Annotated in this window: 14 protein-coding genes; 8 read left to right on the plus strand and 6 right to left on the minus strand. The window is 41.5% G+C overall.

Annotated elements, in window-relative coordinates; all coding sequences use genetic code 11:
* The first annotated feature begins 369 nt into the window (after positions 1-369).
* The 3 genes from L1D60_RS03250 to L1D60_RS03260 all read left to right on the plus strand — a co-directional run bounded on the left by L1D60_RS03250 (position 370) and on the right by L1D60_RS03260 (position 2,706).
* Entirely contained in the window at positions 370-1,566 is a 1,197-nt protein-coding gene (locus tag L1D60_RS03250; protein ID WP_239839718.1) for an acetate/propionate family kinase, read from the plus strand.
* 462 nt (positions 1,567-2,028) lie between these two features.
* Positions 2,029-2,166: a hypothetical protein gene (locus L1D60_RS03255; RefSeq protein ID WP_239840442.1), complete on the plus strand. Its 138-nt coding sequence runs from the start codon at positions 2,029-2,031 to the stop codon at positions 2,164-2,166.
* Between the two features lie 192 nt (positions 2,167-2,358).
* On the plus strand, positions 2,359-2,706 hold the full coding sequence (locus L1D60_RS03260; RefSeq protein WP_239839719.1) for a transposase: 348 nt from the start codon (positions 2,359-2,361) through the stop codon (positions 2,704-2,706).
* Between the two features lie 235 nt (positions 2,707-2,941).
* Here the strand turns inward: L1D60_RS03260 and L1D60_RS03265 are convergent, their stop codons facing one another.
* Positions 2,942-4,501 (minus strand): methyl-accepting chemotaxis protein, encoded by a 1,560-nt coding sequence (locus L1D60_RS03265; protein ID WP_239839720.1) that lies wholly within the window; start codon positions 4,499-4,501, stop codon positions 2,942-2,944.
* A gap of 523 nt (positions 4,502-5,024) precedes the next feature.
* Here L1D60_RS03265 and L1D60_RS03270 point away from each other — a divergent pair.
* Positions 5,025-6,302 carry an EAL domain-containing protein gene (locus L1D60_RS03270; protein WP_239839721.1) on the plus strand — a complete coding sequence of 426 codons (1,278 nt, stop codon included), beginning with the start codon at positions 5,025-5,027 and terminating at the stop codon, positions 6,300-6,302.
* Between the two features lie 97 nt (positions 6,303-6,399).
* Complete coding sequence (locus L1D60_RS03275; protein ID WP_239839722.1) at positions 6,400-6,930, plus strand: Crp/Fnr family transcriptional regulator; 531 nt, start codon at positions 6,400-6,402, stop codon at positions 6,928-6,930.
* Positions 6,931-7,004: 74 nt separating this feature from the next.
* Here L1D60_RS03275 and L1D60_RS03280 read toward each other — a convergent pair whose 3' ends face one another.
* Both L1D60_RS03280 and L1D60_RS03285 read right to left on the minus strand, forming a co-directional pair.
* Positions 7,005-7,844, minus strand: coding sequence for a patatin family protein (locus L1D60_RS03280; protein WP_239839723.1), 840 nt, complete (start codon positions 7,842-7,844; stop codon positions 7,005-7,007).
* Positions 7,845-8,079: 235 nt separating this feature from the next.
* The gene (locus tag L1D60_RS03285; protein ID WP_239839724.1) at positions 8,080-8,646 is read right to left on the minus strand and encodes an XRE family transcriptional regulator; all 567 of its coding nucleotides are present in this window, start codon (positions 8,644-8,646) and stop codon (positions 8,080-8,082) included.
* A 101-nt stretch (positions 8,647-8,747) separates the two neighbouring features.
* On the opposite strand from L1D60_RS03285, the gene L1D60_RS03290 reads away from it, so the two are divergent.
* The 3 genes from L1D60_RS03290 (at position 8,748) to L1D60_RS03300 (ending at position 11,556) form a co-directional block, all read left to right on the plus strand.
* Positions 8,748-9,935, plus strand: a complete 1,188-nt coding sequence (locus L1D60_RS03290) for a benzoate/H(+) symporter BenE family transporter (RefSeq protein WP_239839725.1) — start codon at positions 8,748-8,750, stop codon at positions 9,933-9,935.
* A 116-nt stretch (positions 9,936-10,051) separates the two neighbouring features.
* On the plus strand, positions 10,052-10,918 hold the full coding sequence (locus tag L1D60_RS03295) for a lipopolysaccharide kinase InaA family protein (RefSeq protein ID WP_239839726.1): 867 nt from the start codon (positions 10,052-10,054) through the stop codon (positions 10,916-10,918).
* Between the two features lie 32 nt (positions 10,919-10,950).
* Complete coding sequence (locus tag L1D60_RS03300; protein ID WP_239839727.1) at positions 10,951-11,556, plus strand: HAD family phosphatase; 606 nt, start codon at positions 10,951-10,953, stop codon at positions 11,554-11,556.
* Positions 11,557-11,597: 41 nt separating this feature from the next.
* On the opposite strand, the gene L1D60_RS03305 is transcribed toward L1D60_RS03300, so the two are convergent.
* The 3 genes from L1D60_RS03305 to L1D60_RS03315 form a co-directional block, all read right to left on the minus strand.
* Positions 11,598-13,085 (minus strand): SgrR family transcriptional regulator, encoded by a 1,488-nt coding sequence (locus L1D60_RS03305; RefSeq protein ID WP_239839728.1) that lies wholly within the window; start codon positions 13,083-13,085, stop codon positions 11,598-11,600.
* Between the two features lie 66 nt (positions 13,086-13,151).
* Positions 13,152-14,159, minus strand: coding sequence for a Gfo/Idh/MocA family oxidoreductase (locus L1D60_RS03310; RefSeq protein WP_239839729.1), 1,008 nt, complete (start codon positions 14,157-14,159; stop codon positions 13,152-13,154).
* Between the two features lie 163 nt (positions 14,160-14,322).
* The gene (locus tag L1D60_RS03315) at positions 14,323-15,870 is read right to left on the minus strand and encodes a PAS domain-containing methyl-accepting chemotaxis protein (RefSeq protein ID WP_239839730.1); all 1,548 of its coding nucleotides are present in this window, start codon (positions 15,868-15,870) and stop codon (positions 14,323-14,325) included.
* Positions 15,871-15,981 lie beyond the last annotated feature (111 nt).

Consider the following 15,981-nt stretch of genomic DNA (forward strand, 5'->3'; position numbering starts at 1 on the left):
CGTCATTTTAATTATACAGTTTATTGTCCTGTAATTTAATTGTAGACCATATGTAGCATTGAGTACATATATTGTACATCTATGTGGTGGATTAATGGTCGATTCAGATTAAAGATGTCAATAAGAGACAAAATATTTTTGAGCGCAAAGTCTATAATTTATAGATATATACATCTGGTTGAATTCAACTATTTTTTAATTTTCAGGCGTAAAAGAAATGAATTGATGACTAGGATCAACTAATTTGTGTTAATTTAGTTAAATATTCAAAACAAAAGTTGAAAGATTCAAAAATTATTGAATAATGGGCTTAAATAAAATTGAAGTAAAAGCTTCATCAAATTCGTACTGAAACAGGATCCATATCCAATGTCTAATTCGTTTGTTCTGGTTATTAACTCAGGTAGTTCTTCTCTTAAATTCGCTGTTATCGATTCAGTAACAGGTGATGCAGTTGTTAGTGGCTTAGGCGAGTGTTTTGGCCTTCCAGAAGCGGTAATTAGTTGGAAACATAATGGTGAGAAAGTTGAAGAAGCGATTACGGCTCCTGACAACCACCACCAACATGCAATTACTCGTATCGTTGCACTAATGGAAACACTTGGTTTCTCTAGCGATCTTGTTGCTGTTGGTCACCGCATCGTTCACGGTGGCGAGAAATTTACTTCTACGGTTCGTATTAACGATGAAGTACTGGCTGAAATCGAAAGCCTGTCTGACCTAGCGCCACTGCACAACCCAGCAGGTGCAAAAGGCATTGAAGCTTCTATGCAAGCTTTCCCTCACCTTCCTCAGTTTGCTGTATTTGACACAGCGTTCCACCAAACAATGCCGCAAAAAGCATTTACTGGTGCGATTTCTGGTGAGCTTTACAAAGAATACGGTATCCGTCGCTACGGCTTCCACGGTACAAGCCACTACTTTGTTAGCCGTGAAGCTGCAAAAATGCTGAACAAACCCGTTGAAGAAGCGAGCTTCATCTCTGTTCACCTAGGTAACGGTGCGTCAGTTTGTGCGATTGAAAACGGTAAATCAGTAGATACATCTATGGGCTTTACGCCACTAGCGGGTCTAATGATGGGTACTCGTTCTGGTGACCTAGACCCAGGTGTTATCGAGTTCCTAATCAAGAAAGGTTGGACGACTGAAAAAGTATTCGACACACTAAACAAGAAGTCTGGTTTCCTTGGCGTATCTGGCCTAACTTCTGATGCACGCGGCATCCTAGAAGCGATGGAGAACGGTCACGAAGGCGCGAAGCTAGCGTTTGAAGTGTTCACTTACCGTGTTGCAAAATACATCGGTTCTTACATGATCCCTCTGAGCAACCTAGATGCAGTAATCTTCACTGGTGGTATCGGTGAGAACTCTCTACCAATCCGTCGCGAGATTCTAGCGAACCTGAAACTTCTAGGTTTTGTTGAAGACGAGAAGGGTAACGAAGATGCACGCTTTGGCGCAGCAGGCGTTATCGCGAAGTCTGAGCTTCTAGACGCAGTAGCAATGGTTATCCCAACCAATGAAGAATTCGTGATTGCTAAGCAGTCAGTAGAACTTCTAGATTAATTCATATTCAATGATTTAAGGCCAATCCTTTTAAAGGGTTGGCCTTTTTTATATTTAAAAACATATAGTTAATCAAGGTAAGTAAAGGAATACAAACGAAGGAGAGATGGATCAGCTAGGTAAGGTGAGACTGCAACAAAGTTTGTAGAAATGGATAATGCTAGTAATCGATGTTGCTATCTTCAAATTCGGTATCATCATCTACCACAATGAAAAAACTAAACATGAACATGATCTTCTCTTAACGCAGCATTTCATCTCGCACATTTGGAGAGTGATCAGAAATCCAAGCGTACTAGAGCTAGATTAGAGCATAAAAGAAAACTGGAGAAGAATTAAGGTGAGAAACGAACCTCTATTTGCCCTGCTTTGATGGAACTATCTCATGATCGAACAGAGTTTGTTCTGATACCTGAGCACACAAAAGTTTTGAAACGCATGATAGAGATGAAGCTCAATGGAATGGGGGGTTTGATGATCGCAAAACCACTAAATGAAGAAGGTACTCTCAACTTTAATGGCAAACCTTGGCAACTAAAGTTAGTAGAAAAGTATCTGAAAATGGAGCGGTTGATTGGTTCGTTTCAAAGAGTTGAGTAAGTCAGAAATGAGACTGGAGCCATCCAAAAACTACCAATCAGACTCATAGAAAAGAACTAATATTCAGCAGTTATCGATGGTGATACGTTTTTACGACTTAAAAAGTCTATTAAGCAAAATGGTAGACGACAAACAGGAGCGTATAAGAATCTATTTATTAATATGCTTTACTGTCCGACATGTGGTTCAGCGATGAGTTATTTCAAACCAAATCGCGGAAAGACAAAAATTCGTTGTAGAAAACAAATTGATGGTAGGTGCTGTAATCAAAGAGCATTGCGCTACGATGTGTTGGAAGAACGCTTGATACAAGCACTTCCAAGGCTAGATTACGCAAGACCAACAGTGTTAGTCAAGTTGATCGTTGAGACCGCATTGAATGATGAGCTTGGTAAGCATCTTGGCTACGAAAAACACTCCCCAAAACCCAGATCTCGTAATGAGTATGCCAGAAAGCTAATTGTCATTGATGGTGGTGAAGTGCCGATAGATGTTCCTGGTGACCGTGAAACAAGTTTTGAACCAAAATTAGTTTGCTAGCATCAAACTCGCGTCCAGTCGATGGATGAAAAAACCTTAAGTCTCTATGCGAAAGAAATGACGACGCGAGAAAATAGTTGCTACATCAAGAGAATATATGATGCGGACTTCTCGCCAATTCTTATATCTAGAATCTAGCCCAGAAATAATCTGACAGGCACCGAGTCGAAAGTGGATAACTGTCAGATTAAATCTGAATGTATATATAAGTTAATAATTTATATGTATAAATAGACTAAACCTTAAACGATCCTACAAGGTTGCCAATATTCTCTGACAGATCTGTCAAATTCAAGCTGGACACCTCTAGATGTTCACTCGCGTCAAGTGAAGTCCTCACAGACTGACTTACCGAATCCATATTCATGTTGATTTCATTTGCCACGATGGACTGTTGTTCAGTAGCTGCGGCCACTTGAGTATTTAAATCAAGTATAGTGGCAACTTGTATAGCAATTTTAGAAATTGCTTGGCGTGTCAACTCTGATTCAGACGCACTTAGTTCGATAATTTCTCTACTATGATTCATCGAGATTACAGCGTTTTGGGCTTCATCCTGTAACTGACGTATCATTGCATCTATCTCATCGGTTGATTGTGCTGTCTTACTAGCAAGGTTGCGAACTTCGTCAGCAACAACAGCGAAACCTCGGCCTGCATCGCCAGCTCTAGCTGCTTCAATAGCAGCATTTAAAGCTAACAAGTTAGTTTGGTCAGATATACCACGGATGACTTCTACAATACCCCCTATGGAGTCTGTCTTATTTGCAAGGCTTGTGATTACACTAGATGTTAAGTTCATATCGTTTTCAAGTCTAGCTATGCCATGTTGTGTTTTTTCTAGCATGTCAGTTCCGATTTGCGCTTCATTATTGACCATTTCAACTGCGTTGGCTGCACTAGATGCATTTGAAGCAATGTCATTGACTGTCGCAATCATTTCGTTCAATGAAGTAGCGACCAGTATAGTTTGATCGTTCTGTGCTTGACCTCTTGTTAGTGCACGCTGCGATTCCTCGTGCAAATCATTCGCGCATTTATGGAGTTCGGTTCCCATATCAATAACTTGGCTAATTATTTCATGTACTTTTTCGACGAATATGTTGAAAGAGGATGATATTTGCGAGATTTCATCTTTGCCATTGGAAGGAAGTCGTACTGTTAGATCACCATCTCCATTTGAGATATCTTTTAACGCAAGGTTGAGTAGAGATAATGGCTCCATTAATTTATTCAGTGAGAACGACAATAATATAATACAAATTGCAGACATTCCCATCATGCTAGTCAACTGATAAATCATTATACCTTTAGTTGCATCTTTAACTTCAGTTTCAGGGATGCCTATGTCTAATGCTCCAAACAACTTGCCGTTAACATAGATTGGCGTCATTATGTCATAGACCCAAACTTGTTGAATATCAGCATACCATTTAGAGTGTTGTTTTACTCCCTGGCTTGCTCCATCAATAGTATAAACGTCGTTATAAACTTTACCTATCTTGTGCTCATCACTATGAGCTATAGCTTTTACACTACGGTCGATAATTACAGCGTAGCTAACGTCTGTGCGTTGTTTCAATTGTTCAACTAGAGCTTGTATATCCGAAGTTGGATTAGATGAATTCTCGAGTATATAGCTAACATTATCAGCGATTAATTCGGCTTGTGTTTTAGATTCGTGAAGAATGATATCGTCTATTTTTTCACTAGAAATAAAATACGTGACTCCCATGCTTGCAATGGCTGCTAAAGTAAACATGGTACATACTGCTAGTAATATTGTTTTTTTCATTTAATTGTCTCGGTATAAATGTGACTTATTGCATAGGTGTATGATTATGCAATACTCCCTCGAGCCAAAATCCGTTTGATGTGAATAATAATGGTCTAATAAAATTTGTTAGAATTTTCGATGTAAATCAAAGGGGGTACTTTACACAATGGGAATCGAAAAAACAATTATCTAGTGAATGAATTGCACTAGGGGTATAAATTACTCATAATAATAGGTTGCTGTAGGTTTACAGATTAATGATATTTACTGAGTAAAATTAAAAGTTATGAAAAAATATTTCAATTTGAGCGGGGATTACTCATGTAGAAATAAGTCAAGGATAGATTTTATATGTTTGTTAATGGTGTTTGTATTATTTTCTTTTATTTCAATCCAGTCCGACATTGATTTGGTTGAAAATATATATTTCCTCACAAGAGAGTATGAAGAGTGGGAGATAGATGAGATTATATTTGTTCTTGTGTGGGCATCAATATTCACTACACTTTATTCTTATCGACGTTTTTGTGATGTAGCACTAATGTCTAAGAAAAGTGAATGGGAAGTTAACAATGATGTTTTGACGGGAGTGAAAAGCAGGAAGTACATATTGGGTTTTATCGATTATTTAGAAAGTAATTTCGATAAAATCGATATTGCCGTATCTTTTGTGAGCTTAAATGATTTTAAAATGATAAACAGTTATTATGGTCATGCGTATGGAGATGATTTGCTCAAGAATGTTGCTAATAGACTATTATCTATAATCGACAGTAATGGCGTCATAGCTCGTCTGGGTGGAGATGAATTTTTAATTATTTATTATAACCTAAAAGATAGATTGGAATGGAAAAGAAATATACAATTGATAAGCTCATCTCTAAATGAACCATATTTAATAAGAAACAAGAAAATTTCTATCACTCATAGCCATGGAGCTGCCTCATTTCCAGAATGTGGACATACTATCCATGAAACTATTAGTTCAGCTAACTACGCGATGCTTCAGTCTAAGGTGAGTAAATATAACTTTCCTACCATTGTCGATATCGATTTATATAATGAAATTCTTCTTAAAAAAGAGATTGAAAAAAAGATAGTGAGTTCTTTTATAAATAACGAGCTATATATTGTTTTTCAGCCAATTGTTGAAATGGATGACATGGAAATCATTGGTTATGAAGCATTGGTACGTTGTAGTATCGATTCATGCATGGTAAACCCAGAGTTGGTTGTTGAAACATTGGAGAAAAATGGCTTATCAGAAGATTTTCTTCGATGGCTAATATTTAAATCTTCTCAAGAGAGCAAAGATTTTTTAGGTTGCAATCAGTACCTTTCAATAAATATAACTACAAGTCAGATACTTTCTTCCAGTTTCATTTCTCTTATGGATGAAGTAAGTGAAAAGCTGTTCTGTCAAAAAATTAGACTTGAGATAACAGAGCATACTGCGATATCAGATTATGATAAGCTATCTGAAATAATCCTGTATCTAGATAAAATTAATATAGCTCTAATGATAGATGACTTTGGGACCGGTTACTCCTCGATGGATAGGCTGAACCAGCTTGATGTTAAAGCGGTTAAGATCGACAGGACATTTTTAGATATTTCAAGCGTAAAAAGTAAAACAATACTAAAATCAATATTTGATGTGGCTACAGAATTAAAAATGGAAGTGATCTTAGAGGGTGTTGAGACCAAGGAGCAATTATTTTATTTAGCAAATTTCCCAGGACTTAAGGTTCAAGGTTATTACTTTCAAGCACCAGCAACAAAGAATGATATTTTGAAATTCTTGTCTGATTATAAATAGAATTAGGAAGCCTTCTCAAGTCTAAACTTACAGATCACCTGAAACCCTGAACGAAAAATATGGTTTTAGCGATCAATTAGCAACCAAACTAAGGGCTATGGGAAGGATAAAAACGGTAAAAAAAGGGAGCTTTGTCGTTTTTAAAGAGCAGACTGTTGATTTCTTAACTTTCCCACTCGAAGGTCGTTTTAGTTTAAGTTCGTCTTGTGCTGAACGCGCCAATAGTGTGTTTAGTATAATCACGCCTGGGACGGCTTTGAATGAAGTACAGTTGTTACTTCGGGAAGTTAGTTTAACTGACATATTGGCTACAAAAAACTCGGTGGTTTTGCAGCTGCCATTCTCTGCTTGTGAAGTGCTTTTGAAGGAATCTATCGAGTTTTCTAACTTTCTTGGTGTCTCTTTGGCTAAAAAACAACGAGTCTTTTATACGTTGTTTCAGCTTAGGGCGATGAAATCGAATCCAGAGAAAGTTTACCGCGCTCTGAAGCTAATAGCAGATATATCTGACAACGGCATTGCTACAATCAACTTGATCAGCCTTGCTTCATTATTGTACATGTCGCGAAATACGGTAAGTAAAGAAATCAAGAGCTTGATTGAGCAAGGAGGGCTTGAAGAGGTTTAGGATGGTTATCGTGTATGTCATCGCTAAATTGTCATTACATGTTGAAAAGCGAGCCAAGTGCTCGCTTTTTCATTTTAGACATTTTGAACTGCTTTTTTCGCTACTCTCAACCCCATTTGATACCCAGCTTCTAACTTGTCTTTATCGGTAGTTAGCCTGCCTACTTCGAAGGCGTCATCAGGGGCAATGACCTCAATAGGACAGTCAGGCGGAGGGCTCTTAATGAACGCTAGGGTCTGATTGTATTGATCGGCGCGACTGATCATTGCTTCAGCAAGCTGAGGCGTCTTTTTCATGAGCTTACGAAGTAACCAAGCCGATCTAGGCGGGCGCTTTTCATAACCTTGTTTTTGGGAGAGGATCACCGTGATCTTTTTGGCACCTCGATTATATGCTTCAATGACGGGAATTGAGTCGACCACACCGCCATCAATCATTTTTCGACCATTGATGGTCAGTGGCGTGCGATAAGCCATAGGTACAGAGCAAGACGCTTTAAGCAGATCTTCAAGGTTCTTTTCGTCCCCTTGAGTATAAACAGCCGTTCCATTATCAACATCGGTGGTCACTACATGAAAGGGGAGTGGCTGCTTGTTGAAGGCTTGCATGTCATAAGGGTAGTTCTCTGCGATATGATCCCATAACCAATCCAGCTCTAATAGGTGGCCACCTTTGGCAAACCTTTTAAAGTCAATAAACTCTGGTCGGCAAGAGTAATCAGATATGATTGTGTGGGTACGACCACGTTGATTCGATAACCAAGAGGCTATGTTGGTCGAGCCAGCCGATACGCCGATGCAGAAATCAAAAGGGTTGTAATTGTGGTCTAAAAAGCCGTCCAATACACCAGCAGCAAAGATGCCTCGCATTGCCCCACCTTCTACGACGAGGGCATGTTTCATTTCCTGTGTCATGGTTCGTTTATTCCCTAACGTTTTATAATTATCTTCCTTCAATCCACTCTTATTGGCGGAGTATTAGCTCTATTATTACTAAATTAGCGTTCTGATGTGTAGAGGCAATAGTCAAAAGAACCGAAATAAACGGCTGTTTCAGTTAGATAGAATTCAGACAAGGAACAGGCAAGCGAGCGCTTAACTCGCTTTCTATTGGGGAACATAAGGAGAGCTACTGTGGGGTAGAGTGCTGTTACTGCATGCTATCAGGGTAATGGATAACGTTATGAAATACCGCGTTGTCTTTACCGATGTTTTTGTAGCCATGTATCTGATTAGCATTAAAGCGCACAGCTTGACCCGCTTGCAATGAATGCCACTCTCCATCAAAAAAGACAGCCATCTCTCCTGAAATACACAAGATATGTTCGGTAACACCCAAATTATGTGGGTCAGACTTATGTTGATACTCAGGTGCCAAAGTAAGTTCGAAGATCTCAAAGCCTAACGCTGGCTCGAAGGGGAACAATAAACTAACAAAAAAGCCGACATTGTACTCTTCACGCCTCAATTCGTTGGCATCTCTAAATAGACTTGTGAGTTCATTGTTCGAACTAGCAGTAATAAAGCTTGAAAATGAAACTTCGAAACCAGACGCTATTTGCCATAGTTTTGCCACGGTAGGGCTAGACTCTCCACGCTCAATTTGCCCGAGCATCGCCTTACTAACCCCAGTTGCCTGTGCTGTTTTATCTAAGCTCCAACCCTTTTCTTGTCGCAGGCGCTTTAGGTTTTCGCCCACTTTTATTTCTGATTGCATATTTTCTCAACAAAAATTTTTGATAAACAACTTGTGCGTTATAGCGCACGAGTGCTAGATTGATTCTATGGACGTTATAACGCACATAGGGAGAGATTAACATGACTAAGCTAAAACTTTCGCATGTCACCACCGGTTTTATTGCCGTCTTCATTGGTTATGCGAGCGCGGCGGCGATAATTTACCAAGCTGCAATGAGTGCTGGGGCAACACAGCAACAAGTGGCGTCATGGTTCTGGGCGCTCGGAGTAGGAATGGGGGTTACAACAATATTACTTTCGTTCTTTTACAAGAAACCGATAGTAACCGCTTGGTCGACTCCCGGAGCTGCATTACTGATTACATCCCTAGATGGTTTGACGATGAATCAAGCCGTTGCTGTATTCTTGTTCAGTTCGCTTTTGATTACTTTTGTAGGGCTCGCTGGGGTATTCGAAAGAGTACTCAAGCAGATACCGACAGCGCTCGCGTCTGCAATGCTTGCGGGTATTTTGCTTCAATTTGGTTTGGGTATGTTCGCATCTCTGACTGTTGAAGTAGAGATAGTAGTGGTGATGCTAGCTATGTTTGTTTTGGCGAGATCTTGGCTAGGAAACCTGTTGATCCCAGGTATTTTTGTGGTCGCTTTGATGATGTGTATCGGTATGGGGAAGCTCGATGTCAGTGAGGTTTCCTTAAGCTTGACAGTACCTGTTGTCATCGTTCCCGATTTTGAATTGTTCTCCTTGATCAGCGTAGGGGTTCCCTTGTTTATCGTGACAATGGCATCTCAAAATCTGCCGGGGTTCGCTGTATTGAAAGCCAATGGTTACCAAGTCGACTCGTCGAAAGTGATTACAACAACAGGGGTTACAGGATTGTTGTTAGCGCCTTTGGGTGGTTTTGCTTTCAACCTTGCGGCGATCACGGGGGCAATCTGTATGGGGCCTAATGCCGATGAAGATCCTAAAACTCGATATATGGCTGGGATATCTATGGGCGTGTTTTATCTTTTAGCTGCCATCCTCGGAATGTCATTGGTTTCTCTGTTCAGTGCTGTACCTACAGCGATTGTTATTGCAATAGCGGGGCTGGCAGTGATGCCGACGCTATTAAATTGCTTGACGGTATCAATGGCTGACAGTCGATATCGAGAGCCTGCGTTGTTTACCTTTTTGTTCACGGCTTCAGGGATCAGCCTAATGGGTATTGGCAGTGCATTTTGGGGTATTTGTATCGGGTTATTGTTTTGCTGGGTACAGGATTACAAATCTAAGTCTTTCAACGTAGATAGCACATCATCCACATAGTCAACCTTGACCCACTATTTGACTACGACTAATGGAGAAGTGAATCTTGAGGTGAAACGTGATGGTATAGGACAACCTTTCGAGCCTGATCTATTCACTAATTTAGGATTCCCAACGTGGCTATAACGATTGAACATCCAGAGTGGCTAGCGAAGTTTTGTAGTCAAATGCTTAATGCAACTTACCCAAACACAGATAAGACAATATCGCTCGGGTCTTTGACAAGTATTGAAATGCCAGAGTCCCAAAATATGACTGCTTCCGATGCGGCTACTGAGCCACATCGGCATCAGTTCTGTTTTGATTCAGAGCTGGGGCGAGTCAGAACCAAATACTCGGAGACTCTGATTGATACCTTGATGTTGCAACGAGAAGCGCTGTGGTTGTCTCGTCTCAATAGCCAAGGGTTATCCTCCCAGCGCTGCCTCGATTTCTATCGAGATGGTACGCGTGCCGCATTGCTGACTAACTACATTGAGGGACAGTCGCTTTCAGAGTTCATACAGCGCAATCAAACCAGTGATGTTGCCTTGGTTGCGAACATCATTGAACAGTTGTTGAGTGAGCTAGAAGAGTTACATAGACGCGGATATGTGCATGGAGATATCAAACCTTCCAATATTCTGCTATCGGAACAAAGAATTGTCTCTTTCATTGATTTCTCGAATGCCCGCCGCGTCGGAGATAGTTGGCAAGAACGAGGTATAGAGCAGTATTCACCGAGCTATCGCTATCCGAAGAACGCGTCTTCCCAACTGCGTCACCGTGAAGCGCATCCTGTTTGTGATAGCTACGCAAGTCTGATCACTATCGCGCTGTTAATCGGCGCTCCTGCAAGCAACCTTCCTGTTGATCTAGACAGTTCTCAAGCGATTGATTTCTTTCTAGGTTTGTCACAACACGAAACTTGGTTGTTACTGCCTAAATTAACTCAAGAGAGTGTCCAATCTCACATCGATAGCGTGATTAAAGATTTACTCTAGAGGTTACTAGAGGTACTTATAAGGAGTTTAGAGTGATCAAAAATGTAGTGTTTGATGTCGGAAATGTGTTGGTTCGATGGGCTCCGTTGGAAATTGCTCGCCTGACTTTTGGGGACATTGAAGAGTTAGAGCAGAGTGCTCGAGCAGTGTTTCAATCTGAGATTTGGTTAGAGCTAAACAAAGGGTATCTTTCTGAGCAAGAGGCCAAGCAGCGCTATCAAGATACGATTGGCTTGTCTGAATTAGAATGTGACAAACTGTTCTATTACGTTAAGCAGACACAGCTCCTAATATACGGCTCTGTTGATCTGCTTGAGCGCATTAAGCTAGCGGGATATCACGTCTATGCGCTAACAGATAATGTACATGAAATAGTGGCATACCTTAAAAAGACCTATGATTTTTGGCCGCTCTTTGAAGGTGCAACGGTCTCTGCTGAGCTTGGCTTACTCAAACCTCAACCTGAAATTTATCAATCTCTGCTCTCAACTAATAAATTGAAAGCGGAAGAAACAGTTTTTCTCGATGATATGCCTTACAACATAGAAGGGGCTCAAAAAGAAGGTATGGCGGCTATTCAGTTCAAAGACGCACATCAATGTGAACAGGAGTTAAAAGCGATGGGTTTGGATTTTTAATTTAGGTAAATATCGCCTTAGCCAAGCCAACGTGTTTATCATCAATGCTTGTGACTTAGCCAGGCCTTGGTTAGGTCACACCATCCGAACCCATTCACCTGTACATCATTAAGTCGCTTGGAAACCTCTAAGGCGAAAGGATCTCCGGTAAAAACCGTCATAACTTGGTCTTCGATTAACTTAGCTTTCAACGAGTCCAACAGTTGGTGCGCTTGTTTAAAGTTTCGGGTCGCTCGGATTTCATCTAATTGATTTGAGATGCCCTTGCAGTACTCCTCATCGATGTTGAACTGTGAGAATGGAATGCGTGATAAAAGACGTAGCCACGAACTGAAATTATCGTTCTCATCAATAATGCTGCATAGTAGCGCACCTTGAGCTGCCTTGTAGTCCCCATAATCACATGAAATAAGGCCACTAGACTGATTGCTCAGCTGTTGAGCAATTTTTTGTGATTCAGAGGTATCTTCAACGGTCAGCTCTCTCAATGGTTGATATGACACTATCGGCTGAAATAGCAAAAACATCGCGGGTTTCGACTGGTATTCGGTCGTTGTTATTTCTGGCGTTGAGACTCGAATTTCATTGTGAGCACAAACTTTACTTTTCGCCCAGTCGGGGTAAAACCATAACTCAATTTGGTCCAAGATCGCTTGTTGGTGGCAGTAGCTACTATAACGACTCAACCGCAGCATATTGGCAGAAAATACATCTAGCTTTAATGCTCCTGAGCCAATTGTGTGCTGGGTAGTACCGTGTTTGAAAATTGATGCTTCGGCTTGCGCGAGCAGTTTCGGTAAGTGCCAGTCGGCTTTATGGAGTGTTATCTCAACCGCATCCGGATAAGGTGAGTGAATGTGGGCAATATGTTGATAGCAACTACGCCATTGAGGTCGATTCGCTAGTTGTTGTAATGAGTTGACGACATGCTGCCCCACTAGAGGTTGCCCATCATGAAAAGTGACGCCAGTACGCAGCTGAAAATACCAGACTGTCGCATTTTCATTGGGTTGCCAATGATAGGCGAGATCTCCCGTTACCATCCCTTCATGGATGTGGCTTAAACGCTGATACAGATGGTGAACCAAAAATCGTTCAGTTCGGCGAAACACTTTATGTGGGTGCAGTGGTTCTATTTTTCTATGGAAAGGGAGGTAAACACGTTGTTTGTTGCTCTGCTCATTACGGCTAAGAAAGGCCTGCAATGCTTCACCCGGCTCTCGAGATCCAAAGCTCAAGAGCTCCAATAGTTCATCGACTTTTCCTTCATTAGCGATTGGTTCGGCCAGAGAGTGACACGCATCTATAGGCTCGACTAACAGCTCAATTGTGGCTTTTTTATTTCTTCCAACAGATGCCTGCCATTTGATCCAACCAGCGGAAGTCATCACTTTTATCAACGTAGAGACATGTCGTTCGCTAACTACCCATAGTTCGGCTAGTTGGTTTACCTGACATGATGATTGTCCCGGACCTAAGAAACGAAAGAGGAGTTCATACAGTTCTAACTTTCTTTTTAAATTCTTCATGTTGTTACTTGTTTGTTCATGTCAGGGTTTGTTGGTTCATGCCTGTGCTTAGCGTTAATGACTTAGCTAGCGGTTCTTATTCGGTGAGTGAGTCAGATGACTAAACCCGCAATCTATCAGAACTGTTTCTAGTGTATTGATCACTTGTTGAGAAATTTCTGGCCTCAGTAGTTTAGACGCTCGCTGTTGTTCTTGTAGCAACGTAGAAAAATGGTCGATTTCATATTCGAAGCCATTTCCTGATACTGGTATATCAATGAGTTTGGATTGACCGTTATGCTCAATTTCAATACGTTGTGGGTTCCACCACTTTTCGCATATTTTTATCGTTATCCCGTCACCAGTTAACACCGCATCGCGTTGAAGGTTTCGTGTTATTGAAGCCCTGATCTTCCCGGACACGCTACCAGTAAACGTGAAACAAGCATCGGTATCGACAGCACAATGTTGAATGCCTTGCGTTAACTGTACTAAAGGTGGATTAGGGATAGTGCCGAGAGTGTTGCATAAATCGTAGTAAAGCCATAGCCCATATACCCCAACATCAAGCGAAGCACCACCGCACAGCTCCGAGTTGAAGATAAACAAGCTTGGGTCATAGTCGTGCTGATTGCCAAACCCCGCTTCAATATGAAGTCGCTGAATGTTCTGCTCTACCAAATACGTTTTCAACTCTACATAAGCAGGGAAGGTGACGGTTTTCATCGCTTCTAGCAACAGTACATTGTGTTTCTTTGCCAGTGCGCTCATTTCCAACCAATCACCAAGTTGTGTAAAAGCGGGCTTCTCGACTAATACATGCTTGTTGTACTTGATAAACAGTTCTGCAAGGGGTTTGTGGTAAGGGTGAACGGTAGCGATGTATACAGCATCAACCTCAGGGTCCTCGGCCATGTGTTGATAAGATTCATAGCTATGGTTAGCGCCGTGTTGTTGGCAAAACAGATTTGCTCTTTCCACGTCTCTGGCTGCAACCGCATATAGCTCGGCCTTAGAGCTATGTTGGGTAACTGCCACCGCAAAACGATGCGCGATGTTGCCTAAACCTGCGATTCCCCATTTGATTTTATGCATTGATTGGACCTCTATGTAGTTGACCCAAAGAGCATAACGAATGAGCTGGCGGGGAAATAGAGCACAAAAAATGAAGGTTGTTCATTATTTCCTAGATATGTATAGGAAATATAAAGAGCTGGCGCCAATTGCGACACCAGCCCTAAGTCATTTGAAGGTTATCTTAGTGGTTAAACTGATTCACTAGGCGTTTTAGGCTTTGTAGGTGGGTTGCGAGGGATTCTGCACGTCTCACGGATGTTGAAGAAAGCTCGCGCGTTTCAATAATCGCTTGCTTGACTCGAACAACATGGTCATTGATACCATGCGTTACTTGTACCTGTTCCTCTATCGCTTGAGAGGTTTGAGCACTTTGCTCGTTGATCGATATAAGATCTTGAACAATCGCTTCAAAAGACGCTCTGCTTTGTTGAGACTTCTCGACACAGACTTCGGAAGAGTGAATGCCTTCCTCGATAAAGCGGCCAGTTTGATTTACGGTGTTCTGTAAGATCTCAATACGCGAGCGAATCTCTTCAACTGAAGAGCTCGTCTTGCCAGAAAGGGCTCTAACTTCATCGGCAACAACGGCGAATCCACGCCCTTGTTCACCTGCTCGCGCCGCTTCTATTGCTGCATTGAGCGCCAGAAGGTTTGTCTGTTCAGCGATACCTTGAATCATAGACAGAATCGCTTCAATACCATCTACGTCGTTGTACAATTGCTCAAGTGCGGATTTAGAGCCAGTTAAGTGTTCGCTAAGCTCATGGACAGTTTGAGCAGCTTCTTCAACAGTAGACGCTCCTTGCTGAGCTTGATCTTGTGCGTTAATTGCAAAGTCCGCGCTCTGTTTGGCTTGGTGGGCGACTTCATCTATTGATGCCAACATCTGCTCCGCAGAAACGGCCATTGCGTCGGTAGCGAGATCTTGTTCTCCCAACTCATGATCAATACTTTGGCGATTCGCAAGCTCTTGTTTGGCTGAATCTATCAGGTCGGTAGATGTTTCTGAAGCTCGAGATGTAACAGCGCGTAGTTCCGCGCTCTTCATCTGCATGGCAAGTTCGATTGGAGATAAATCATCACAATAGCCCGTATATGGCTTTTCCATGATCGGATTATGGTAGTGATTTTCCGCCAGTTTATGGATCGTCGAGAGACGCTGCTTAAACATGACAGCACAGCCTGCTTGAGCTAAAACAGTGGCCAGCAAAGCGAAAGCAACTATGGTTGTCGGAACAATACCGAATAAGAGTGCTAGCCCTAACAGCGCTTGCAGACCGAGCAGTACGTAAGAGGTGAGAAGCCAGCGCATTCTGCGCACTTTAACCTTTCCCGCATGCATTTGAGCATACAGGGCTTTGGCTCGCTCAATTTGGCTGTCGGTTGGTTGCGTTCGCACGGATTGGTATTCGTGGACAGAGCCGTCAGCGTTACGAATCGGTGTAACAAATGCAGAGACCCAATAATGACCCCTATCTTTACACTTGTTCTTCACCAAACCCATCCAGCTGTTCCCCGATTGGATGTACTCCCACAGCTGAGCAAATGCCGCCTTTGGCATGTCTTTATGGCGAATAAGGTTGTGAGGTTGACCTAACAACTCTTGTTCGTTGTAGCCAGCAACATGGTAAAAGTCTTCATTACAATAAGTAATATTACTTTCTGGTGTGGTGGTTGAAATAAGACTATCCGTATCTGAAAAGCGAACTCGTTCATCATGATTGTTCATTACGTACTGCCTTGTATTTGTTATAAGAATTTATTGTTTTATAAGGCGCGTATTATCTTATAAGTGTCAAATTAATGCCTTATCAATAAATTGACGTCAGTCATTTTTTAA

The sequence above is a fragment of the Vibrio sp. Isolate30 genome (assembly GCF_022397975.1).
GTDB lineage: Bacteria > Pseudomonadota > Gammaproteobacteria > Enterobacterales > Vibrionaceae > Vibrio > Vibrio fortis.